Annotated in this window: 20 protein-coding genes and 1 other annotated feature; of the genes, 1 reads left to right on the forward strand and 19 read right to left on the reverse strand. The window is 41.1% G+C overall.

Annotated elements, in window-relative coordinates:
• Positions 1–62 precede the first annotated feature (62 nt).
• From AAV98_RS08415 to mltG, 7 genes are all read right to left on the reverse strand, one after another.
• Positions 63–1,838 (reverse strand): peptidoglycan D,D-transpeptidase FtsI family protein, encoded by a 1,776-nt coding sequence (locus AAV98_RS08415; RefSeq protein ID WP_060665119.1) that lies wholly within the window; start codon positions 1,836–1,838, stop codon positions 63–65.
• Positions 1,839–2,010: 172 nt separating this feature from the next.
• The gene (greA, locus tag AAV98_RS08420; protein ID WP_060665120.1) at positions 2,011–2,484 is read right to left on the reverse strand and encodes a transcription elongation factor GreA; all 474 of its coding nucleotides are present in this window, start codon (positions 2,482–2,484) and stop codon (positions 2,011–2,013) included.
• A gap of 162 nt (positions 2,485–2,646) precedes the next feature.
• The gene (udk, locus tag AAV98_RS08425) at positions 2,647–3,282 is read right to left on the reverse strand and encodes a uridine kinase (protein WP_060665121.1); all 636 of its coding nucleotides are present in this window, start codon (positions 3,280–3,282) and stop codon (positions 2,647–2,649) included.
• A 4-nt stretch (positions 3,283–3,286) separates the two neighbouring features.
• Complete coding sequence (locus tag AAV98_RS08430; RefSeq protein WP_060665122.1) at positions 3,287–4,558, reverse strand: peptidase U32 family protein; 1,272 nt, start codon at positions 4,556–4,558, stop codon at positions 3,287–3,289.
• Positions 4,559–4,580: 22 nt separating this feature from the next.
• Positions 4,581–5,507, reverse strand: coding sequence for a peptidase U32 family protein (locus AAV98_RS08435; RefSeq protein WP_060665123.1), 927 nt, complete (start codon positions 5,505–5,507; stop codon positions 4,581–4,583).
• Positions 5,504–6,166, reverse strand: a complete 663-nt coding sequence (locus AAV98_RS08440; protein ID WP_060665124.1) for an O-methyltransferase — start codon at positions 6,164–6,166, stop codon at positions 5,504–5,506. Before AAV98_RS08440 ends, AAV98_RS08435 begins: the two co-directional genes overlap by 4 nt.
• Before the next feature lie 168 nt (positions 6,167–6,334).
• Positions 6,335–7,474 carry an endolytic transglycosylase MltG gene (gene mltG / locus AAV98_RS08445; RefSeq protein ID WP_060665125.1) on the reverse strand — a complete coding sequence of 380 codons (1,140 nt, stop codon included), beginning with the start codon at positions 7,472–7,474 and terminating at the stop codon, positions 6,335–6,337.
• A gap of 245 nt (positions 7,475–7,719) precedes the next feature.
• Between mltG and AAV98_RS08450 the strand changes: the two genes are divergently transcribed.
• Positions 7,720–8,199, forward strand: a complete 480-nt coding sequence (locus AAV98_RS08450; RefSeq protein ID WP_060665126.1) for an RrF2 family transcriptional regulator — start codon at positions 7,720–7,722, stop codon at positions 8,197–8,199.
• A gap of 20 nt (positions 8,200–8,219) precedes the next feature.
• Here AAV98_RS08450 and AAV98_RS08455 read toward each other — a convergent pair whose 3' ends face one another.
• The 12 genes from AAV98_RS08455 to hydA all read right to left on the reverse strand — a co-directional run bounded on the left by AAV98_RS08455 (position 8,220) and on the right by hydA (position 22,900).
• Positions 8,220–8,504: a DUF1292 domain-containing protein gene (locus tag AAV98_RS08455; protein WP_010196082.1), complete on the reverse strand. Its 285-nt coding sequence runs from the start codon at positions 8,502–8,504 to the stop codon at positions 8,220–8,222.
• A gap of 16 nt (positions 8,505–8,520) precedes the next feature.
• Positions 8,521–8,937 carry a Holliday junction resolvase RuvX gene (gene ruvX / locus AAV98_RS08460; RefSeq protein WP_060665127.1) on the reverse strand — a complete coding sequence of 139 codons (417 nt, stop codon included), beginning with the start codon at positions 8,935–8,937 and terminating at the stop codon, positions 8,521–8,523.
• Between the two features lie 3 nt (positions 8,938–8,940).
• The gene (locus tag AAV98_RS08465; protein WP_010196077.1) at positions 8,941–9,207 is read right to left on the reverse strand and encodes an IreB family regulatory phosphoprotein; all 267 of its coding nucleotides are present in this window, start codon (positions 9,205–9,207) and stop codon (positions 8,941–8,943) included.
• A 273-nt stretch (positions 9,208–9,480) separates the two neighbouring features.
• Positions 9,481–12,114 carry an alanine--tRNA ligase gene (gene alaS / locus AAV98_RS08470; RefSeq protein WP_060665128.1) on the reverse strand — a complete coding sequence of 878 codons (2,634 nt, stop codon included), beginning with the start codon at positions 12,112–12,114 and terminating at the stop codon, positions 9,481–9,483.
• Between the two features lie 418 nt (positions 12,115–12,532).
• Positions 12,533–12,760: a binding site (T-box leader), on the reverse strand.
• 46 nt (positions 12,761–12,806) lie between these two features.
• Positions 12,807–13,814, reverse strand: coding sequence for an AI-2E family transporter (locus tag AAV98_RS08475; protein WP_060665178.1), 1,008 nt, complete (start codon positions 13,812–13,814; stop codon positions 12,807–12,809).
• A 108-nt stretch (positions 13,815–13,922) separates the two neighbouring features.
• Positions 13,923–15,284 carry an aspartate aminotransferase family protein gene (locus AAV98_RS08480; protein ID WP_269433453.1) on the reverse strand — a complete coding sequence of 454 codons (1,362 nt, stop codon included), beginning with the start codon at positions 15,282–15,284 and terminating at the stop codon, positions 13,923–13,925.
• Positions 15,285–15,494: 210 nt separating this feature from the next.
• Positions 15,495–16,961 carry a CoA-acylating methylmalonate-semialdehyde dehydrogenase gene (locus AAV98_RS08485; protein WP_060665129.1) on the reverse strand — a complete coding sequence of 489 codons (1,467 nt, stop codon included), beginning with the start codon at positions 16,959–16,961 and terminating at the stop codon, positions 15,495–15,497.
• A gap of 164 nt (positions 16,962–17,125) precedes the next feature.
• Entirely contained in the window at positions 17,126–18,733 is a 1,608-nt protein-coding gene (locus AAV98_RS08490) for a PucR family transcriptional regulator (RefSeq protein WP_060665130.1), read from the reverse strand.
• Between the two features lie 167 nt (positions 18,734–18,900).
• Positions 18,901–19,134, reverse strand: coding sequence for a hypothetical protein (locus AAV98_RS08495; RefSeq protein WP_010196066.1), 234 nt, complete (start codon positions 19,132–19,134; stop codon positions 18,901–18,903).
• A 68-nt stretch (positions 19,135–19,202) separates the two neighbouring features.
• A complete protein-coding gene (locus AAV98_RS08500; RefSeq protein ID WP_060665131.1) occupies positions 19,203–19,436 on the reverse strand; it encodes a hypothetical protein in 234 nt (77 codons plus the stop codon).
• Positions 19,437–19,458: 22 nt separating this feature from the next.
• Positions 19,459–20,925: an NCS1 family transporter gene (locus AAV98_RS08505; RefSeq protein WP_060665132.1), complete on the reverse strand. Its 1,467-nt coding sequence runs from the start codon at positions 20,923–20,925 to the stop codon at positions 19,459–19,461.
• Positions 20,926–21,475: 550 nt separating this feature from the next.
• A complete protein-coding gene (hydA, locus tag AAV98_RS08510) occupies positions 21,476–22,900 on the reverse strand; it encodes a dihydropyrimidinase (protein WP_060665133.1) in 1,425 nt (474 codons plus the stop codon).
• Between the last annotated feature and the right edge of the window lie 11 nt (positions 22,901–22,911).

Here is a 22,911-nt window from a genome sequence, read left to right on the forward strand (position 1 = left end):
TATAATTACAATAGCTTATTGTACCATCATTACTTTAAAAAGCACAGTGAAAAGGATTGCCATTATCTTTCTTGGTTTTGCCAGTTATATATTTCTTCAACCATTTTGGAGTACACAGATGAGACATTGTTCTCATCAACCACGTCTAATTCGACCATAACCATGGCATACTTAGGACTTTTGATTGGAAAATAACCTGCAAACCACCTATTCAATAATTCCCGGTCATCTTCCGTACGTTTTCCCGTCTGCGCCGTCCCGCTTTTTCCGGCAACTTCGTAAGAGAGGCCGTTCATCCTCCAACCTGTCCCTGTTTCTCCAGCTACTACTTCTCTGAGCAAGTGCTGGAGTTGCATTACTGTATAGGATGAAAGTTTCTCAACATCTCTATCATGGTCAGGAAAAGAAAACAATGTTGTTCCGTTTTTGTAAAGGATGTCACTGACCAATTTAACTTCCTTAGATTCTCCACCACGGGCTATTGTTGCCATCATATTTGCCACGGCGAGCGGTGTGACCTTGACATCTTTTTGTCCAATAGATGTCTGCGCAACCGCGAGGGGAACTCCTTTGTCTTCGTTGTTATCCCAAACCACATTCTCTTTTTCACGAGGAATTTGTACAAAGTCACTAAAGCCGAACATATCACCCTTCCATCCAACGGTTCCTGTTAACCCCAACATAGTTGCATACTTATCTAGTGCATTTTTATCTTTTTCTACCAACCGCTTTCCAATCTCACCAAAAGTATAGTTACAACTTTGGGCAAAACTTGCTTCGAGATTGATTGTACCCATCCGCTTCTTTTCATCTTCAAGCAGATTTCCCCTAATATCCAAATCACAATTAAACACCTTTTCATTATCCACTACGTTCTCCTCGATTGCCGCTGCGGTCACGACAGTTTTGAACACAGAACCTGGAAAATGGGGTTCTAGCATAAAGTTATGAGCACCCGCTCCTTTGGAGGGATTTTCTGGATCTAAGGATGGTCGTGATACCATTGCGACCACTTCATTTGTCTCTATATCGATTACTACCAGACCGCCCTTTTTCACTTGATAGTCATTAAGCGTTTTTTCCGCCAACTGCTGAATGTTCTTGTCAAGGGTCGTTTGGACAGTAAGAGGATAATAGGGATTGGACGGAGACATATACCGGACATCAATTCCAAATAAGGGACCTCCAAACCGATCAACATGATAGAGTAATTTTGTAGAACCTTCAGGAAGGATGATTTCATCAAACGCCTCTTCTAAGCCAGAGGCCCCGATTGGCGTATGCGGGGAATAGTTTTCTTTCTCCACCTTGTCTGCATACCGTTTCATAAATGTATCGGCGTCTTCGCCTGTCACACCAATAACGTGTTCTGCCGTTTTTTCATCTAGTTCAAACTGGCGATACAGTGCGACTATACCCGGATAATCAAGCTCATTAATTTGTTCCATTTTCTGATCCGTTAGACTTTCTGATAAAACGACTGGTTTTTCCGCATCAGCAAGGAGGCTGTCGATTTCAGATGTGTTTATCCCCAAAATACTAGCAAGTTCATCTTTTGGCCAATCAAGCCCATTCAGGAAAGGGAATAAGATGACACTTGGAAAATAATCGTGAGTAAGCGGAAGGCCATTACGGTCGATAAATCTGCCACGACCTTCATCGATTACAAGAGACTGTGTTCGTTGTTTGACGCTTGCTTCAATTAAGTTTATATGTTGATCGGTAAAGGATTCTGTGCTGATTAGTTGCACTTGAACAAGCCTTCCGATAAGCAGGCTTAAGAGCAGGACGACACAGATTCCAAGTTTATTGATTCTCCCTTTGATTAACCGTTGCATAAAAAAACACCTCATCAACATTGTTGACGAGGTGTGTTCTTTTTAATCAAAAGCTGTTTTCTAATTGATTTGTGTAATTGGCTTCATAGATTAAACGTTACTTTGCGCTACAGGCACTTGTCCGTCTAACTATATTCTACCAACGAATCTTTAAAAACAGCTTTTAAAAGTCTTATTTTACTGAAACAATCTTCACGTTCATTTCTCCGCCTGGAGTTTGGATGGTTACTTCATCGTTTACGCGTTTGCCCATTAGGGAGCTTCCCATTGGGGATTCGTTAGAAATGTTTCCTTCGAACGGGTCAGCCTCTGCGCTACCAACGATTGTGTAAGTTTCTTCTTCGCCGTCAGGTAGCTCAACAAATGTTACCGTTTTCCCAAGACCAACTGCATCTGTATCCTTATCTTCTTGGATGATTTTTGCGTTGCGGACCATTTGCTCAAGTAGCGTGATGCGACCTTCTACGAATGCTTGCTCTTCTTTTGCAGAATCATACTCAGAGTTCTCAGAAAGATCTCCGAAGCTACGAGCTATCTTAATACGTTCCACCACTTCTTTACGTCTTACAGATTTTAGGTGTTCTAACTCTTGTACAAGCTTGTCTTTTCCAGCTTGTGTCATTGGATATACTTTCTCTTGTGCCATGACTTTTCACTCCTTCTAGTAATTGCATTCCCCAATTTACGTTGTATCTTTATGGCAATAAGGTTCAAAGCCTATGTAAATGTGGAAAAAGATGTACCCATTAAATGGAATACATCGTCGCTCCTTCCACAATTGGAAAATTCTCTAGCTTCTCATATGTTATTACAAAATCTCTTTTTGTTCAAGAATTGTTTGAATTTTTGTTACCATCAGGTCAATTGCAACGTGATTTTGTCCACCTTCAGGGATGATGATATCTGCATATCGCTTCGTTGGTTCAATGAATTGATTGTGCATTGGACGAACTACAGTTACATATTGTTCAATAACTGAATCTATCGTACGTCCACGTTCCTTGATGTCACGCAGCATTCTACGGATGATGCGCAAATCTGCATCTGTGTCCACAAAAAGCTTTATATCCATTAAGTTACGCAAACGTTCGTCTTCTAATACCAAAATTCCTTCTACAATGATAACATCTTTCGCTTCTACTTCAATTACTTGAGATGATCTAGTATGAAGCGTGTAATCGTAGACAGGTTTATTGATTGTATCATAGTTCAGTAAATGTTGAATGTGCTCAATCAACAAGTCGTTATCAAATGCCAAAGGATGGTCATAGTTAGTTTGTAATCTTTCTTCCATTGGGACATCTGTCTGATCTTTATAATAGTAATCTTGTTCTAGCATTAAAATGGATTTCTCTGTAAAATGTTCAAAAATAGCTTTTGTTACACTCGTTTTTCCTGAGCCAGATCCTCCGGCTACACCGATTACGATCGGTTTTTTCCCCATGTTATTACTGCCCCTTTCGCATCATGTTGTTCGGATAAATCGGCTTTTCCACTTTGAATTTCACAATTTGTAATGGATGGCGGGCAGCATCCAGCTCATTGCCCTTCTCATCCCAAACATTCTCTATTTTTTGTGTAAAGTTTTCAATTTCCGGTCCGAAAAATTCTACTTCATCGCCTGGTTTAAAAAAGTTTCTTTGTTGCAAAGTCACCATTTGAGTTTCTCTATCATAGTCAAGTACCAGTCCAACAAAGTCAAAGTCTGTCTTCTTGCTATGGTTGCCAAACATTTGCTCTTTATACCCTGGAACCCCTTCAAAGAAAGCAGGTGCCGTTTCACGATTTGCACATTTATCGAGCTCTTCTAGCCATTCTTGTTGGATGGTGAAGTTCTCAGGATCTGCACAATAAGCGTCGATTACTTTGCGGTACACACTCACTACCGTTGCAACATAGTGTATGGATTTCATGCGCCCTTCAATTTTCAAGCTGTCGATTCCGAGTTCAATCATTCTAGGAATGGATTCTATAAGCTTTAAATCTTTCGGACTCATGGCAAATGGTGCATCACCTTCCGCAAAAAGTGCCTTTTCTTTGCCACCATCCAATTCGTACAAATCGTAATCCCAACGGCAAGATTGGCAGCAGCCCCCACGGTTAGAATCTCGTGCTGTCATGTGATTACTTAGCGTACAGCGTCCAGAGTATGCGATACACATGGCACCGTGAATGAAGGTCTCAATTTCAATGTCCACCTTCTCTTTCATTTCGCGAATTTCCTCTGCGCTTGTTTCACGGGCAAGTACGACACGCTCTAATCCTTCCTCTTTCCAAAACTGGACTGCTTTCCAGTTAGACAGGGATTGTTGTGTACTTAAGTGAACTTCAAGTTTAGGTGCCACTCTTCTACATGTTTCAATGATGAGTGGGTCAGCAACGATTATTCCATGAACCCCTGCCCCTTCAATGCCACGAAGGTAATCATCTAGGCCATCCATGTTTTCATTGTGTGCGAAAATATTGGTGGTTACATAGATGCGCGCGCCAAACTTTGCAGCAAATTGAACACCTTCCGCCATTTCTTCAAAAGTGAAATTTCCGGCATTGGAACGTAAGCCGTATTCCTGTCCACCGATAAAAACGGCGTCCGCACCATATTGAACAGCAATTTTCAATTTTTCCAGATTACCTGCTGGCGCAAGTAATTCTGGCTTTTTTACAATCACTCGTTTTCCGTCAACTATCTTGGAAATCTTATCATTTACATAAGTTGTCATAAAAGGCTACCTCCTTTTCTTGTTAATAGACTGTTTCTTTAAAGAAGAATCCAGTGTCTAGTGGACGGTGCTCTTGTTGAAGTTCTTCCATTTCGATTAACAAGTCCTCTTTGATATCTTCATAGACATCTCTGTCATCTGCACAGAGGTCAATTGCTTTTCTGTATCTTTTTGTTACTTCTACGATATATTCAGGTGTTTGTAATACACCGTCAATTTTAAAACTGTCCACTTTTGCATCTATCATTTCTTCTAGTTCATCAATGATGCACATGTCGTTTGGACTCATGATGTGTGTGCCATTTTCATCTTCATAAACAGGATATTTATTGCTTCTTTCTTTATCATGAAGGATCATCGCACGATCTTTGCCTTTTTCCACTTCCATCTGTTTGCCTTGATACTCAAAATAGTGGCCAAGCAATGAACGTTTGGATTGGAACATACAGGTCATGCCATGGACTTGAACTTCAATTTCCACTTCAGCGTTTTCTTTGATATCAACAATGGCATCCATGTTGATTTCTCGAGCCAACACGGCACGTTTGGAGCCTTTTCTGCCCCAATAATTACAGGTATAGTAGTTGGTTGCTGTCGTTTCCGTATTCCAATGCAACGGCATGTTTGGAGCAACTTCTTTTGCTGCCATTAAAACAGCCGGATCTCCGAAGATGACGGCATCTGCTCCTGCTTCATTTAAGAATTGAAGATAGTCGGATAACTCGTCCACTTTTTCATTATGAAAAAGTGCATTCATTGCTACATACACTTTTTTCCCGTGCTGGTGTGCAAGTTCAATAGCCGCTTTCACTTCATCTTTTTTAAATTCTCCGGCTAAACGAAGCCCGTAGCGCTCTTCTCCGACAACAAATGCATCTGCTCCTGCATCTATTAAATCCTTCAAATTTGTTAAGTCTAGTGGTGTCACTAACAATTCAGGTTTTTTCAACGTTCTTCACCTCTTTTTTTACTGATTGCAATTCCGTCACCTACAGGCAAAATGGTGGTGATGTAGTCCGGATGTTCCATCAACCATCTATTGTATCGGTCAATTTTTTTCACTAGGTTTTTCATTCTTTTCGGTTCTATCGTTTCGTGGTCTTCTGCTACCATCCCACGGAAGAGTACGTTATCGGTAATGATGATACCTGTTTGGTTTAGAAGGGTTTCATACATGGTAAAGAATCGTTCATACTGCCCCTTTGCCGCATCAACAAAAATAATATCAAACGCCGCTTCTTTTTCCACTAGATCAAAAACTTCCAATGCATCCCCAAATATCAGATGAATTCTATCTTGGAGACCGGCTTGTTCTATGTGCGCTTTTGCTTGCATGTATCTATGCTCATCTCGCTCTATTGTCACAATGGTGACCTCAGGTAAAGCTTGTGCCATCCTAATTGCTGAGTATCCGATAGCTGCGCCTATCTCTAAGATTGTTTTTGGCATGGATAGTCTTAAGAGTTGCAGAAGTGTTTCCATTCCAACTAGGTCCATGATTGGGACATTCTCTTTTTCTGCAAGGTTTTCCATTTTGGTGACGAGTTCATTTCTAGAGGGAGTGAGATTATTCAAATAAGTAATTATTTTATTATCATTGGCTTCCAACGGTGGACGCCTCCTTTAATCTTGCTAAAAACAAAGAAAATAGAGGTGACCTCAATGGAGGAACCCTCTTTATCGTTACAATTAATTTAGTTCAAAACAACTCGATATATTTTACCACAAAAAAATAGGGAATGCGAATTAATTTCGCGCTTCCCCATCCTATGACACTTATCCATTGTCCTGACTTGAAATATGTTCATTTTTGTCAATATTATGTTCTTCCAACGTTTCGTTGAATAGCACTTCGCCATCAGGTGTGGCTAGGAAGTAATAAAACTCCGTTTCAGCAGGACTTAATGCAGCTTGAATGGATGTTAAACCTGCATTGGCAATTGGTCCCGGTGGCAGACCTTGGTTTTTATAGGTATTGTACGGTGAATCCACTTCCAAGTCCTCATACAACGTTCGCTCTTTATGTTCTCCAAGGGCGTATAACACAGTAGGATCTGTTTGAAGTGGCATTCCTACATTAAGACGGTTGTAGAATACACTTGAAATGCTTTGACGATCTGCTTGCATAGTTGCCTCTGCTTCTATCAAACTTGCCATTGTCAGCAATTCATGTGTGGTTAAATCTTTATTACCCATGCCTGTTCGAACTGCTTCATCCTGAAGAACTTCATTTGTCTTTTGAAGCATTACATCGATGACTTCTTCTGCGGTAGGGTTTTCTACATAGAAAGGATAGGTTGCAGGGAACAAATAGCCCTCTAAGGCATATTTTACGTCTTCGTCAAACATTTCATCGGTAATAACTTTCGGATATTTCTCTCTCATTTTTTCAAGAAACACTTTGTCATTTGCTTTTTCCAGAAACTCTTTTTCTGAAAGCCCCATTCTATTTTCAAGGATGACAGCAATTTGCTCTAATTGACGTCCTTCAGGTATAGTAATTTGGAATAATACTTCTTGTTGAACTCTTCCTTCTTTTAAATGACCGATAATTTCATCGAGATTCATTGAAGGACTTAACTCGTATTCTCCAGCCATAAATCCTGATTCATTCTTAAATTTTACATAATAACGAAACACTTTTCCGTTGTTGATGATACCGTTTTCCTCTAAAATCCGACCGATTGATGTTGGGGACGATCCTATCGGGATTTCCACCTTTTCGGTTTTGGTATCTTCCTCACTCACAGGCTGCAATGCATTTTTTATATAAAAATAACCGCCGCCAATCACACTAGTCAGGGCTAACATAAGTATGACAAATACTGTAAAGACAATGCGGCGCACAATCTTTGCTTCAAAATGTTTCTCTTTTAGTTTTTCTTGAATATAGTCTTTATTATTTTTTTCAGACAAAAAAAATACCCCCTCTCGTACACCTAACAATTATACAACAAATTCTTTATTTTTTTGACAAAAAGCATGTATTTTCTCTTTTCCGACACATTCCCACATCATATTTTACCATTTTTTTCGTATTAATCATTACTTTTTTCCTAAATATTTTGAATTTATTCGGTTGATTGATTTACGGTCATTCAGTAGTTTTGCCATTTTCCATCAAATTAATGGGTATGGTAAAATAAATTTGGAGGTAGAATATGAAACTTACACTTTATACTGACTACTCATTGCGAGTTCTATTATACTTAGCAAGTGCACCTGATCATAACAAACTCATCCAAATTAAGGAGATAGCTCAAGCATATGGTATATCAAAAAATCACCTTATGAAAGTGACCTTTCATCTTGGAAAGTTAGGGTATTTGGAGACGATTCGGGGCCGAAATGGGGGATTAATGTTAGCAAAAGAACCCAAGGAAGTGAATATTGGTGAACTCGTCCGAAAAACGGAAGAGGATTTTCACATTGTGGAATGTTTTCAAGATCACGCTTCCTGTGTAATATCACCTCACTGTAAGCTAAAAGGGGTTTTATATCAAGCGACACAAGCCTTTATTTCCGTGTTGGATCAATATAATTTAGAGGATTTGATTATTAATAAAGAGCAATTAGCCACTTTGCTATTTCCGAATACAGAAAGCTCATACAGCCAAAATAAAGAGAGCAAACAGGAATAGCCTGTTTGCTCTCTTTTTTCTTACTCTTCTTCTTCTGCCAAGAATGTGTTTAACATTTCTTCAATCATGTCCCACTCTTCATCCGTCTCTACAGGCTGAAGGTCTCCGCCTTCTTCTGATTCGCTAGGAACGAAGCTAGATGCATGAATTTCAATGTCATCCTGGTCATCATTTTCCGCACCAACTGGGTAATAAAGGACATATGATTTTCCAAATTCTTCAGAGTCAAATGTGAAAAGCACCTCACATAATTGCTCGTTTCCATTTTCGTCTACTACTGTAATATTTTGTTCTCCGTGTTCCATTATGCTCACCTCTAATTTATTGTTGACTGTCAAGATATCCTTGTAAAATGACAACCGCAGCCATCTTGTCTATTACTTGCTTTCTTTTTTTTCTACTTACGTCAGCAGAAAGAAGAATTCTTTCTGCTGCTACAGTAGAAAGCCTTTCGTCCCAATAAACGATTGGAAGTCCCGTTTTGGCAGTCAGCATTTCGCCATAATGCTTGCTGGCTTCTCCGCGAGGACCAATCGAACCGTTCATATTCTTTGGTAAGCCGATGACGACTTTTTCAGGCTTATATTCAGCGATGATTTGCTTCAATCGCTTAAAACCTAGGTTTTTTATTGCTTCATCAATTTTTATCGTTTCCAAGCCTTGCGCTGTCCATCCCATTTCATCACTGACGGCAACACCGACTGTTTTAGAACCGACGTCTAAGCCCAAAATGCGCATGTACTACTCCTTGCGGTGCTGTTCTAGGTAAGACTTCACTAATTCTTCAATTAGCTCGTCCCTTTCAATTTTCCGAATAAGCGTTCTTGCTTCTTTATGACGCGGAATGTAAGCTGGGTCTCCAGAAAGCAAGTAACCAACGATCTGGTTGATCGGGTTGTAGCCTTTTTCCTGCAACGCCTCATAAACTGTTATTAATACGTCATCCACATTAGCTTCCAATGCATCTTCCGGAAAGTTAAACTTCATTGTTTTGTCAAAGGAGCTCATCTTTTGCACCTCTCTCTTAGACTTCTTTTTTTCTAGGGTCCGTTAAATCCGCTTTTGATTTCCGCCATGAGCTTCGCTTTCCTAGGGGCTGACGTGAGCCTCCTTCGGCTACGCCTGCGGGGTCTCCACCTAGCGCTATCTCCCTCAGGAGTCTTCGCTCAGTGCTTCAATCAACAGCTCTAATATCGCAAAATCAACCGAAATTATTTTAACGTAGCCATTTCTATCTGCTTGTAAATTGTTACCTATATTGTACACCAAATGTCGGCAATGTTAAACGGATTTTATCCAATCTTCAACAGATTGTAATGCAGAATCGACTTGTTCCGGGTTTTTTCCGCCTGCTTGTGCCATGTCAGGACGACCTCCGCCGCCGCCACCGCAACGTGTAGCCACTTCTTTCACAACCTTACCGGCATGGTAACCTTTTTCAATTAGATCTTTTGTTACCCCTGCAGAAATGTTTACTTTTCCATCTTGTACACTTGCAAGTACTATAATACCAGAACCAAGCTTATTTTTTAAATCATCCACCATCGTGCGCAGGTTGTTCATGTCTGTACCTGCTACCTTGCTCACAAGCATTGTAACGCCATTGACTTCTTTTGCTTTTGATGAAAGGTTGGATGCTTCAATGTTTCCAAGCTTAGAAGCCAAAGATTGATTCTCTCTTTGCAGTTCTTTCATATCAGATAAAAGAACGTCGATTCTTGTTCCTACTTCCTGTGGCTTTGTTTTAAGCTTAGCTGCTGCTTCTTTTAACAGCTGTACTTGATCATTTAATAAGCGATAAGCGCCTTCGCCTGTCACTGCTTCCATACGGCGTGTCCCTGCTCCGATACCTGACTCAGAAACAATTTTGAATAGGCCGATCTCAGATGTATTTGGCACATGACAACCACCGCAAAGCTCCAGGCTGTATTCTCCAACTTGAACAACACGAACAATATCTCCGTACTTTTCACCAAACAATGCCATTGCACCCATTTCTTTTGCTTCCGTGATGGATTTGTTCTCAATGACAACATGGATGCTAGCCCAAATCTTTTCATTAACAATTGCTTCAATTTTCTCGATTTCCTCTTGTGTCACTTGACCAAAATGAGAGAAATCAAAACGAAGGCGGTCAGCCGTTACTTGAGATCCTGCTTGGTTAACATGAGTACCCAGCACGTCTTTTAATGCTTGATGCAGAATGTGAGTAGCTGTATGGTTCTTAATAATCTGCGCACGGTTTTTCGCATGAACTTCTGCTTTGACAGTCTGATCTGTACTCAATACACCCTCTTCTACTACGATTGTGTGTAGGTTTTGACCATTAGGAGCCTTTTGAACATCCTTTACAAACGCTCTACCTGTTTCTGTAACGATATATCCATGGTCAGCAATCTGGCCACCACTTTCAGCATAAAATGGTGTTTCTGCTAGGATTACTTGTACTTCTTCACCTGTTTGTGCCTCATTAGCAAGCTCACCTTTTTTTACGATGACAGAAAGCATTGTATCCGCACTAAGCTGATCGTATCCTATAAAGCTGCTTTCAGTACGGATTTCTCCAAGCACACCAGATTGAACTTGCATGGAACTGGAGTCTTGACGTGCAGAACGGGCACGGTCACGCTGCATTTCCATTTCTTTTTCGAATCCTTCGTGATCAAGCGTCATGTTCTGTTCTTCCACATATTCTTCTGTCAGTTCTACAGGGAACCCGTACGTATCATACAGTCGGAATGCGTCAGCACCGGAAACTACTGTACTTCCATCCTCTTTAGCTTTTGCAATGACAGTGGAAAGAATCGCCAAACCATCATTTAATGTTTCATGGAAACGCTCTTCTTCGGTTTTCACTACACGCTGGATAAAATCTTGTTTTTCTTTTACCTCAGGGTAGAAATCAACCATGATTTCCGCTACAACTGGCACTAATTCATACATGAATGGACGGTTGATGCCAAGTTGCTTAGCGTAACGCACTGCTCTTCTTAATAGACGGCGTAGTACATATCCGCGTCCTTCATTAGATGGTAAGGCACCATCACCAACTGCAAATGTCACGGTACGAATATGGTCTGCGATAACTTTGAATGCCGTGTCTTTTTCTGCGTTAGTACGGTATTTTTCACCGGACACATTTTCAGTCGCTTCGATGATAGGAATGAAAAGGTCGGTATCAAAGTTTGTCGGCACATCTTGAATAACGGAAACCATACGCTCAAGCCCCATACCTGTATCAATATTTTTCTTAGGAAGCGGTGTGTAAGTATGGTCTGGGTTGTGGTTAAACTCAGAAAATACAAGGTTCCAAATTTCAAGGTAGCGCTCGTTTTCTCCCCCTGGATATAGTTCTGGGTCATTTAAGTCGTTCCCATAACTTTCTCCACGGTCATAGAAAATTTCTGTATTCGGTCCACTAGGGCCTTCCCCGATATCCCAGAAGTTACCCTCTAAGCGAATGATTCTCTCAGCAGGTACACCTATTACTTCATTCCAGTACGTATAAGCCTCTTCGTCTTCTGGATGAATGGTAACGGATAATTTTTCAGGTTCAAAGCCAATCCATTTTTCGCTCGTAAGGAACTCCCAAGCCCAGTCGATGGCTTCTTTTTTGAAGTACTCTCCAATAGAAAAGTTACCAAGCATTTCAAAGAAAGTGTGATGACGCGCTGTTTTTCCAACGTTTTCAATGTCGTTGGTTCGAATTGATTTTTGTGCATTACAAATACGAGGATTTGCCGGGATGACACGGCCATCGAAATATTTTTTCAAGGTTGCTACGCCACTGTTGATCCATAGTAGGGATGGGTCTTCGTGCGGGACAAGGGATGCGCTTGGTTCTACAGAATGTCCTTTCTCTTTGAAGAAGTCTAGGAACATTTGTCGTACTTGAGCGGATGTTAGATGTTTCATTAGATTTTCCTCCTTTAAGTGTTACTGTTTCATACTCCTGTTTCCTTCCGTTCAGATGATCGCTTTCCGCGGGGCGTTGCTTGAGCCTCCTCGCTGCGCTGAAGGCCACTGAAAAAGTCTTGGATTAAGATATTGTTCAAACACGGCTATAGATTTCCGCAAATGGCTTCGCTTTCCTAAGGCTGACGTGAGCCTCCTCGGCTACGCCTGTGGGGTCTCCACCTAGCACTATCTCCCTCAGGAGTCTTCGCCTTTTGCTCCAATCCACAGCTCGAAATTACCAAATACAATATCATATCAGTTTTAACGTGACCTCCAGCGGGGTCTCAAGTCTACCGCTACCTCCCGCCGGAGTCGACCACCTTGCACTTCAGTCAACAGGGAAATTTGAAGAAAACAAAAAACTCCCGTCCCTAATAACAGGGACGAGAGTGTTCTCGCGGTACCACCCTGATTATGACAGAATAATTCTGTCATCTCTCAGATTGCTTTAACGGTGCAAACCGGCAGGATTTTACCCTGCTCTCTGGATTAGCTTTCCATTACCCTTCACCCTGGAATTCTTGCAGCCGCGGAATTCCTCTCTATGTGAGCAAATGCTCGTCTGGATGGTCTGTAACGTACTTAGATCCTTCTTTGAATTAGTTTATGTAGCTTGTATGCTTCGATTATATGCAACAGGAAGACCGTTGTCAATGTTTGATAAAATGAGCGGTAAGATGAGTTAAGGTAACTTTCATCACAGCGAATACTGGTACTGCCAAAATTAATCCTACCACCCCTGCCACCTCTCCTCCGATCAATAGCGCCAGTATAATGAACACCGGGTGGATATGGAGACTTTTCCCCACAATCAATGGCGATAAAATGTTCCCTTCAATAAATTGCAGACCAAAAATAATGATGATCACAAACAGTACCATTTTCACAGATATCGTCGCAGCAATGATTACTGCCGGAAAGGCTCCAATAATTGGGCCAAAATAGGGGATGATGTTCGTGATTCCAATGATTACACCGAGTACCAGTGGATATTTCATGCCAACCATCCAGAGGCTAGCGGTTGCCAATAAGCCTATTAATAAACAAACCGTCAACTGACCTCTTATATAACTACCCAGTGAGATGTCTACATCCTTTAAGAAGGCAATTCCTGGCTCCCTCCATTTTCGGGGCGTCAAGTACCAAACCGTTTTTTTCACCTGATCATAGTCCTTCAACAGGTAAAACACGATAAAGGGAATGACAATCAAAATAAAAAAGGAGTTCAACAAACCTTTTAATCCAGCTACAACTTTTGACAGGAGATTTGAAAGCATTGCTTCAAATTCACTAAATGTCTGATCTACCCTATCATGAATTCCATCCGGCCAACCAGATGTAGAACTATGAATCTGTTTGATCCAACCGCTGTATGTCTGGGCTAATCGGGGGAAGTTGTCTGAGAGCTCCCAAAGTTGATCAATGATAACTGGTATCCCTTTGTACCCTATGAGACCGATTCCACCAAAAAATAAGAGATAGATGATGAGGATAGCAATTGGTCTAGGCATCCCTCTGTTGTGTGTGTATTCTACAACAGGGTGTAATAGGTATGTAATGAAAATGCTGATAAAAAATGGAATACTAATAATAAACAAAACCTTCAAAACAGGCGCCCACAATGGACTTAATTTCATAAACACATACAAAATAATCATAACGAGTAGAAGTGTACCTAGGCGTAACAGCCATTTCTTCTGATTTTCCAAGAGAAACGCCTCCTACTCGTTATTCTCTATTTAGTTATCATTATTTATACAGGCCTTTTACTTCAACTCGGAAATGGCGTCTGCCACTGTTCTAATCATAAATTGCAGGTCTTCATCACTGATGCACAGCGGCGGTGACAAAGTGAGCACATTGTTAAAACCTGCGACTGTGGCTCCGTTTTTGCCAACAATTAAGCCTTTCTTTTTACAAGAGGCAATGACACCATTTATTCTATCTATTTCAATCGGCTCTTTTGTTTCCTTGTTTTTTACAAGTTCTAATCCTATTAGGAGGCCTTTTCCTCTAACATCTCCAACAAACGGATGATCAGATAGCCGGGATTTTAGTTCGCTTAATAAAACTGCCCCTTTTTCTGCAGAGCGCTCTATCAGCTTTTCATTTTCCATTATTTCAAGGTTTTTCAGTGCCAAGGCACATGAGGCAGGACTTCCCCCAAATGTATTAACATGACGCAAGTAGTCGTACTCCTCTGATCCTTTGAATTGGTCATAGATCTCTTTTTTTACAGCCGTGGCTGAAAGCGGCAAGTAGGCACTTGTAATACCTTTGGCCATGGTGATGATATCTGGTTTTACGCCATAATTCATGAATCCAAATGGCTTTCCCGTTCTCCCAAAACCGCAGATCACTTCATCGACGATTAATAGGGCACCATGCTTTTTACATATTTCAGAGACTGCTCCCATATAGTTGTCGGGCGGAGTAAGGATCCCTCCCCCTGTAATGATAGGTTCCATGATCATCGCAGCAATGGTTTCACTGAGCTCCCAAGTCATTACTTGATCCACATCTTTCACACATCTCATTCTCATAGGATCTTCTGTCTGAGGATCTTCCATTCTATATGTGTCAGGAGGCGGGATGTGTACAAACCCTGGAGCGAGGGGTTCATATTTATATTTCCGTTGTGCCTGCCCTGTTGCTGCTAGGGAACCCATTGTGTTTCCGTGATAGGAACGGTATCTGGAAACAATTTTATACCGGTTGCTATTTCCACGTTGCGCATGATACTGCCTAGCAATCTTAAAGGCTGTTTCATTGGCTTCCGATCCACTGTTGGAAAAGAAGATGACATATTCTTCTCCAAGCCACTCGTTTAGTTTTTCGGCAAGTTTAATGGCCGGGACGTGACTTTGTGTGAGTGGAAAATAAGCCAGTTCTTTCAGTTGCTCGTACGCAGCTTCTGCAAGTTCCGTTCTGCCGTAGCCAACGTTGACACACCACAGTCCTGACATACCATCCAAATAGCGGTTTCCATCAATATCCGTAATCCAAGCACCTTTGGCTTCTTTTACAACCATGGTAGAGGATGGATTGTAAGGCTTCATAGAATGCCATAGATAGCGATCATCTTGAGCCAACATGCTTTGGTCTTGCGTTTGATTTATTTTACCCAACGGAAACACCCTTTCTATGTGAGGAGCATTGCTAACCATTCACACTTAGAAATCTTTAAAACACCGCTGGTGATTTCCGCAAATGGCTTCGCTTTCCTAGGGGCGCTACTGGAGCCTGCGTGGTCTCCATCTAGTGCCATCTTCCTCAGGAGTCTTCGCCTTTTGCTCCAATCACCAGGTAGAAATCATCTCTATACTCTACACCTTATTTTAAAAATCGAATCTTGATGTGATCATTTTTTTCCGGGTGAAGAAATTGACGCCGTCTTTTCCGTTTACGTGAAGGTCGCCATAGAAAGAATCTTTCCAGCCGGAGAATGGGAAAAATGCCATCGTTGCAGGGACCCCTACATTGACACCAATCATTCCGGCATCTGCCTCTTCCCTGAACTGTCGGACTGCTTTGGCGTCTTTTGTATAAATGGTGGCCCCATTACCGAATCGTGATTTCTCAATATGCGACAATGCTTCATCAAGATCTTTTGCACGCAAAAGGCTTAGTACCGGTGCGAAAATTTCTTCCTTGGCAATCGTCATTTCAGGGGTAACATGATCAAAGATGGTTGGTCCCAAATAATGGCCTTCTGTCATTTCGTCCATTTCTTTTCGACCGTCTCGGATTAATGACGCCCCCTCAGAAACACCCTGTTTAATGTAACCGAGTACTTTTTCTCTATGACTTTCTCTAATAACAGGTGTTAATAAAACTTCCTCATCCATACCGTTTCCGATTGTCAGGGAGTTTGCTTTGTTTTTCAGCTCTTCTACAAATTGATCGTTATCTCCGACTACTACGACGGCACTGCATGCCATGCAACGCTGCCCCGCACTTCCAAAAGCAGATGTCAGAATATGCTGTGCAGCTTTTTCAATATTCGCGTCAGGCATCACGACATGATGATTCTTAGCACCAGATAAAGCCTGAACCCGCTTGCCATTCTTCGCCGCTGTCTCATACACATATTTTGCAACAGGCTGAGACCCTACGAAGGAGATCGCTTTAACATCTTCATGATCTAGTAAACCATTTACCACATCATGTGCACCGTGGACAATATTTAACACCCCATCCGGCGCTCCTGCTTCTGTAAAAAGTTCTACTAAACGATTAGCAAGCATCGGCGTCCGTTCCGAAGGCTTTAGGACAAATGTATTTCCGCATGCGATAGCGAGCGGAAACATCCAAAGTGGAACCATCATCGGGAAGTTAAAGGGAGTAATCCCCCCGACCACTCCGAGTGGATATCTATACATGCTAGAATCAATGTCTTCCGCTATGTTTGATAAAGTCTCTCCCATCATTAATGTTGGAGCACCTGCTGCAAATTCTACACATTCCAACCCTCTTTGTACTTCTCCATGCGCTTCTTTAAAAGCTTTTCCGTTTTCAAGTACAATCAGCTTTGCCAGTTCGTCATGATTTTGTGTTAATAAGTGATGGTAAGCATACATAATGCGTGCACGTTTAGGAACGGGTGTATCTTTCCAAGTTTTATAAGCAGTTTTGGCCGCCTTGACTGCTTCCACTACATCTTGTTTAGTTGAAATCGGGACCTTTGCCAAACATTCCTTTGTAGCTGGGTTTATGACTTCCATCTGTTCCGAACCTTTAGAATCCACCCATTTTCCATCTATGAAATTTTGCAATACCCTTGTGTCTTTTGAAGTAATTGTCATGTAATGTCCTCCTCATCCTTTAATAGAATTTTTAGAACTTATGACTATTATCTGACAAAATAGAAAGGCTTTCATTAGACAAAATGTAAAATGGATAAGGTTTCAGTCCTGACATTTTGCCAGAAAAAAATTGGCTCCCTAAGGAAACCAACTTTTTCCGCATATTATAGACTATACGTTTTACTATCTCCGTCCAAATAAGAATTGGTCGTATTCAAATATTCATACACCATAACCATAAATTCGATCACCAGTCTTTTTTCAGCAATCATGAAGTCTTCCCCCAGTAAGCTTTCCAGTTTTTGAATCCGGTGATAGAGAGTCTGCCTAACAATATAAAGCTTACTTGCCGTCTCTTTTTTTGAACCATTGCAGGAGAGATAGATTTTTAAAGTTTCTAAAAGCTTACCGTTATGTTTTTGGTCATATACAATAACAGGCTCCAAATATTCCATAACAAAATCACGAAGATCATGATGTTTTTGCATGAACGAAATCAAGCGGTAAATATGAAGGTCCTCAAAAAAAGAGAAAAATTCTTCTTTTAACAGTTGTTCCTGAATTTGCATAGCCTCCCAGGAAGATTGATAACTTTTGGAAAGCTGATCAAGTGGCAGCACATATTTCCCAACAGCAAAACGGAGTGAATAATTTCCTTTGTTGTCTTTATGTTTATCAATAATGCTTGCTACTCCTTCCGTTAACCTTTCCTTCCAGCCCCGTTCCTCCCTTCTATTAATGAGAATGACCGTTAGCGTATTTTTCATCTCTGTAAAGAATATCGAAAAACCATGTTGTTCAAAAATGGAGCGAAATAAAAGGGTTAGATAGGTTTTATCAAGTGCGGGGGCCTGCTGATTTTTCTTTTTACAAAGAAGTACAACTCCCCCTTTATGAAACACCGCATCATTACGACCAAGGAAATCCCTAATGGATTCTCTTTGCTGACCACCTTCAAGCCAGCTGCGGATCCATTCGCTTTCTTCTAGTCTCCTTTTCTCTTCCACATACAACCCTCTTAAAATATGCTGAGCCAGTGCTGTGATGGTTCGATCTAAAAGTAAATGATCAAACTCACTCAGTATTCGGTCTTTGGAAAAAATATGTATGATACCATGTTGCTTATCCAGTACCTGAACAGGCTCCATTAAATATTTTTCTTGAACGGAATCAGTTTTCATTGAACAAATAATTTTTTTCCGGTCATGGATAGGAACGTCAGGAATAAAGAACCTCTCTCCTGTTTTATTTTCGTAAATAATCTGAGATTCCAGGTGTTCTTGAAGATAGTGAAGTATTTCGAATTCGTGGGTAATGGTCAACAGTTTTTTGTTTAAGGTTTGAGAGTAGTTTTCTAGTTGAGAAATCATTTGATATTGCTGGTTAATCAACACAGTATGAATATCTTGCGTAATATCTACAAATGACACTTCGTGATGAAAGAGAATAAGAGGGAATGCTCTGGCATTAGCTAGATCAATGATTTCCTGTGGGATAGAGGGGATATAGGCACCTTTTTCAATACATAATCCTGCTGCCTGACAGTTAATGAGTTGCTGGACAAACGACTTGAATGTCTTGGTATTATTTCCAAAAGATACTCCGGTGGATAAAATAAGTTCTTGTCCATTCAGAAGCTTTTCGATATTGGTTATTTCCACAACATGTACCCATTTTACTTGGCGGTGTATACCTTTTTCTCCTGCTACTACTTCGGATTTTTCAAAATGTTTCCGATTCATGATCTCCTGTAGAGACAATATGGTTTTCATGTATTCACCTCTTTGTTCAAGATGGATGATCCAATTATGTACGACTAGGTCCTAAAACGATACCTTTATTATAACGTAAGCAGAACGTTTATTTAATTAAATATTCTGACAAAAACACACAAAAGAAGACATGTTGAGTACATATCAACATGTCATCTTCTTTTCTCTTAATTGTTTATTGGAAAATATAGTTGAATCTCTTGAACCATTTCCTGAAATTCACCTTCATCGTTGAAATCACTTGAATCCCAATTCTCCAAAATCCAATTTACCAGTTCTTCAGGGGAATTAAAGAACTCTCCACTTGAATCTGCTTTACGGATAGTAAACCTGTTGTTGTCCTCATCAATTGTTACTTCACAAGGATAGGCGCTTTCTTTGCATTTCAGTTGATATTCCATAAAATTCTCCTTTCACGATGCAGTTTACCAAATTTTATTCCTAGTTCATTCAAACTATGAAGCTTTCGTTAATTTTCTTGCTGTTGATGTTGCTTAATCAATAGGGAGGCAAAGTACTTCCTTGAATCAGCATGTTTAATATGCAGGGTCTCTTCATGGGAAATTTCTTTCTGGCTATCTCGTCGTTCCAGAACAAGAAAGGACCCCTCTAGATTCTCTTCTACTTCTTTAATACGAAATCCTTTATGGATGAAAAAGTCTATCTTTTCTTTTTCTGCTATATATTGTTGATAATCACTCAAAATATATTCCCTCCTTACTAATTTAGCTCGAAAGCTCTTTAGGTTCCTCAAACGCTTCTGCATCCTCCAAAATAACCCAGTCTCTTCCAACTGTAATGCCTAGGTACTTCTCATCATCTGGGTCATCTATTTCCGCCTGCTGATACTTTTTGAAGTACCAAAATTTTGCCAGGATGTAATATAATCCTCCACCAACAACAAAGCCGACAATAAAGGAGTAGTTTGCAAGATAGTAAGCGGCCGCCCCCCCTATAAACCAAGAAATAAATCCTGCTACATTGAAGCCATTTGTATACCTGAATTGCCCATTGTTCTCATAAAGGTCGTGAACATTCACACGACGTTTTCTTAAAAGATAGTAATCTGCAAACAAAATCCCCACAATAGCGGATAGAATTCCACCTACAACCAATAAAACGGGAATCAATATTCCGAACAAGTTCCACGGTTGAACAACAGAACCTACGATCCCTGCAATGACAACTCCAGCCCAGAACGGAACCTTAGGGCCTCCGACATTAGAGAAGATGGTGGCAGCCGGGATAAGATTGGCTGAAGCATTGGTGGACCACTGAGCAAAAATGATCATTAATAACAAAACACCTAGAACAATACCGCTAGCTGCCTCCTGCAGTGCGACAACAGGATCATAGTTTGATACAGCAATATATGAAACACCACCAATGGCCACCATAAACGTCTGTGTAATTGGTAAGGCAATGACGCTTCCAACAATGCTAGATTTGTTCCGTTTTAACCAGTTACGTTCATATTTAGGTGCTTTAATGAAGCGTGAGATAGATGGAATATCCGCTGCCAATGTTGCCCAAAATCCCATGTTACTGAATATTACAATTAGGAAAGCCGTTACTGCAGCACCACCTGTTACTGGACTTTCAATCCAAGACCAAACTTCCCTGCCTTGTTCCAATGCTCTGTCAGAAAGGGTGGTGTACATCCAAGCAGATATGATGATAATGATAGGGGCCGCAAGATCAGCGAAACGCTCTACCGCTTTAATGCCAAGAGCTGTATTAAGTAATTGAACAGCTGCAAAAATAAGAAAACACACAAACCAGTTATTAAATCCCGTCAAGGTAAAAAGTATGGCATTCATGGCGGTGGCACCGAAATAGGTGTTAATACCAAACCAGAAAGATGCAGCTAGGCCCCGAATAATGGAAGGGATATGTGTCCCTATCGTTCCAAATGGAGCCCTCATGTAGACCGGGAATGAGAGTCCGTGTTCAATTCCTATGTCTCCTGTAATGGTCATGAACAACCCAATGGCTACACTTCCAATAATGGTAGCAAGTATGACCCAACCTAGGGATAAGCTTTGTACGCCTGCTCCTCCTATGGCAAAAGCAGCAAGTACTACTGCCATGCCTACCCACATGACTGCAAAGCCTAGTGTGCCGATTTTTCTGTTCGAGTGAGAGATTGGCAGCAGGTCTGGCGATTTTAAGTAACTTTCATTCTTTTTCATCACAACACCCCATTTTAAAAAATTTAGTTATCTATCAACTCTTGCAGATCTCCGTTTCGGGTGATCGATTTCCGCGGGACGTGAGCTTGAGCCTCCCTCACAACGTTTTAAAGCCACAGAAAATGTCTTTGATTTAAGTTATTGTTAATACACCGCTGTTGATTTCCGCAAATGGCTTCGCTTTCCTAGGGGCGCTGCTGGAGCCTCCTCGGCTACGCCTGCGGGGTCTCCACCTAGCGCTAGCTCCCTCAGGACAAGGAAGGCATCGGCAGCGATTCATCGCTCGAAGAAAATGCGTAGCATTTTCGAGGAGTCTTCGCCTTTTGCTCCAATCAACAGCTAGGGATCATTAAGTTCATGAGATTTCCATTTTTCAGTGGCCTATAACGCTTCAGGGGTTGGTCTTAACCTACCGCTGGAGTCTCTCCCCCTGCACTCCGAACTGCAAGGGAATAACGCTTATTTTTGATATAACAAATGCTTGACCTAGGGTGATTTTGTAGGTCAAGCATACGGAGGTTGGTTGAATAGAATTGTTAGGTAAGTTGGATTAGATGGACAAGGTCTCGTTCTGTTTTAGTTGGGATGTTGCTCCATATTTGTTGCGTTTAATATACTGCCCGTTTCCTGCTTTCCCGACGAATTGCTTATCTCGAACGACAAAGTCACCACGCACCAAAACAGAAACTGGTTCACCGGTTATTTTCATTCCTTCAAATGCATTATAATCAACAGCCATATGGTGGGTAGACGCTGATATCACCCGTTCAAGGTTCGGATCAAAAATGACGATATCTGCATCAGCGCCAACAGATATAGTTCCTTTTTTCGGAAACATCCCAAAAAGCTTTGCGACTCTTGTAGAAACAATGTCAACGAACTGATTGATGGATATCCGGCCTTTTTTCACACCTTCTGAAAACAAAATGCTGACTCTGTCTTCAATCATTGGCCCACCATTTGGTATTTTGGTAAAGTCACCTTTTCCAAGCGTTTTCTGCCCTTCAAAATCAAACGAACATTGATCAGATCCCAAGGTCTGAAGCTGACCGCTCTTTAAGGCATTCCATAATACTTCTTGATGCCATTTATCACGCAATGGCGGGGACCAGACGTATTTTGCTCCTTCAAAGTTCGGTTTCTCCAAATAGCTTTTATCAAGAGCGAGGTATTGCGGACAGGTCTCGCCCCAAATTTCCACCCCTTTATTTCTTGCTTCGGCAATTTTCTCTACTGCTTCCGCACAAGATACATGAACGACATAAAGTTGAGAATCAGCTAGAGAAGTTAGTTGTGCAGCCCTTCCGGTTGCTTCTCCTTCCACTTCTGGAGGTCTTGTTAGGGCATGGTAAATTGGGTCTGTATTCCCATTTTCTAACGCTTCCTTAGTTAGATAGTCAATTACGTCTCCATTTTCAGCATGAACCATGACAAGTGCTCCGAGATCCTTTGCTGCCTTTAAGGTATGGAAAAGAGTTGCATCATCTGCCTGAAATACATTTTTATAGGCCATAAATACTTTAAAAGATGTGATACCTTCTTTCTCAATTACTTGTGGAAGCTCCTTCAACACCGTTTCGTTCATTTCACCAATCATCAAATGAAAACTGTAGTCGATAACCGCTCTATCCTTTGACTTGTCATGCCATGTTTTAATAGCATCTTGAAGGGGGCGGCCCTTTTCTGTCAGACAGAAATCAATGATGGATGTCGTTCCTCCAAAAGCTGCAGCCATTGTTCCACTTTCAAAATCATCCTTTGTCACCGTGCCTCCAAAAGGCATATCCAAATGAGTGTGAGGGTCAATTGCACCAGGAAATATATAACAGCCTTTTGCATCGATCACTTCCGCATCTGTTGAGGAAAGGTTGAGCCCGATGGAAGAGATTGTTTCTCCATCAATTAAGATGTCCGCTTCATACTGATCGCTTGCTGTTACTATTATTCCGTTCTTTATTAATTTTTTTGCTGCCATTTGTTCCATTC

This window comes from Bacillus sp. CHD6a, from assembly GCF_001293645.1.
GTDB lineage: Bacteria > Bacillota > Bacilli > Bacillales > Bacillaceae_I > Sutcliffiella_A.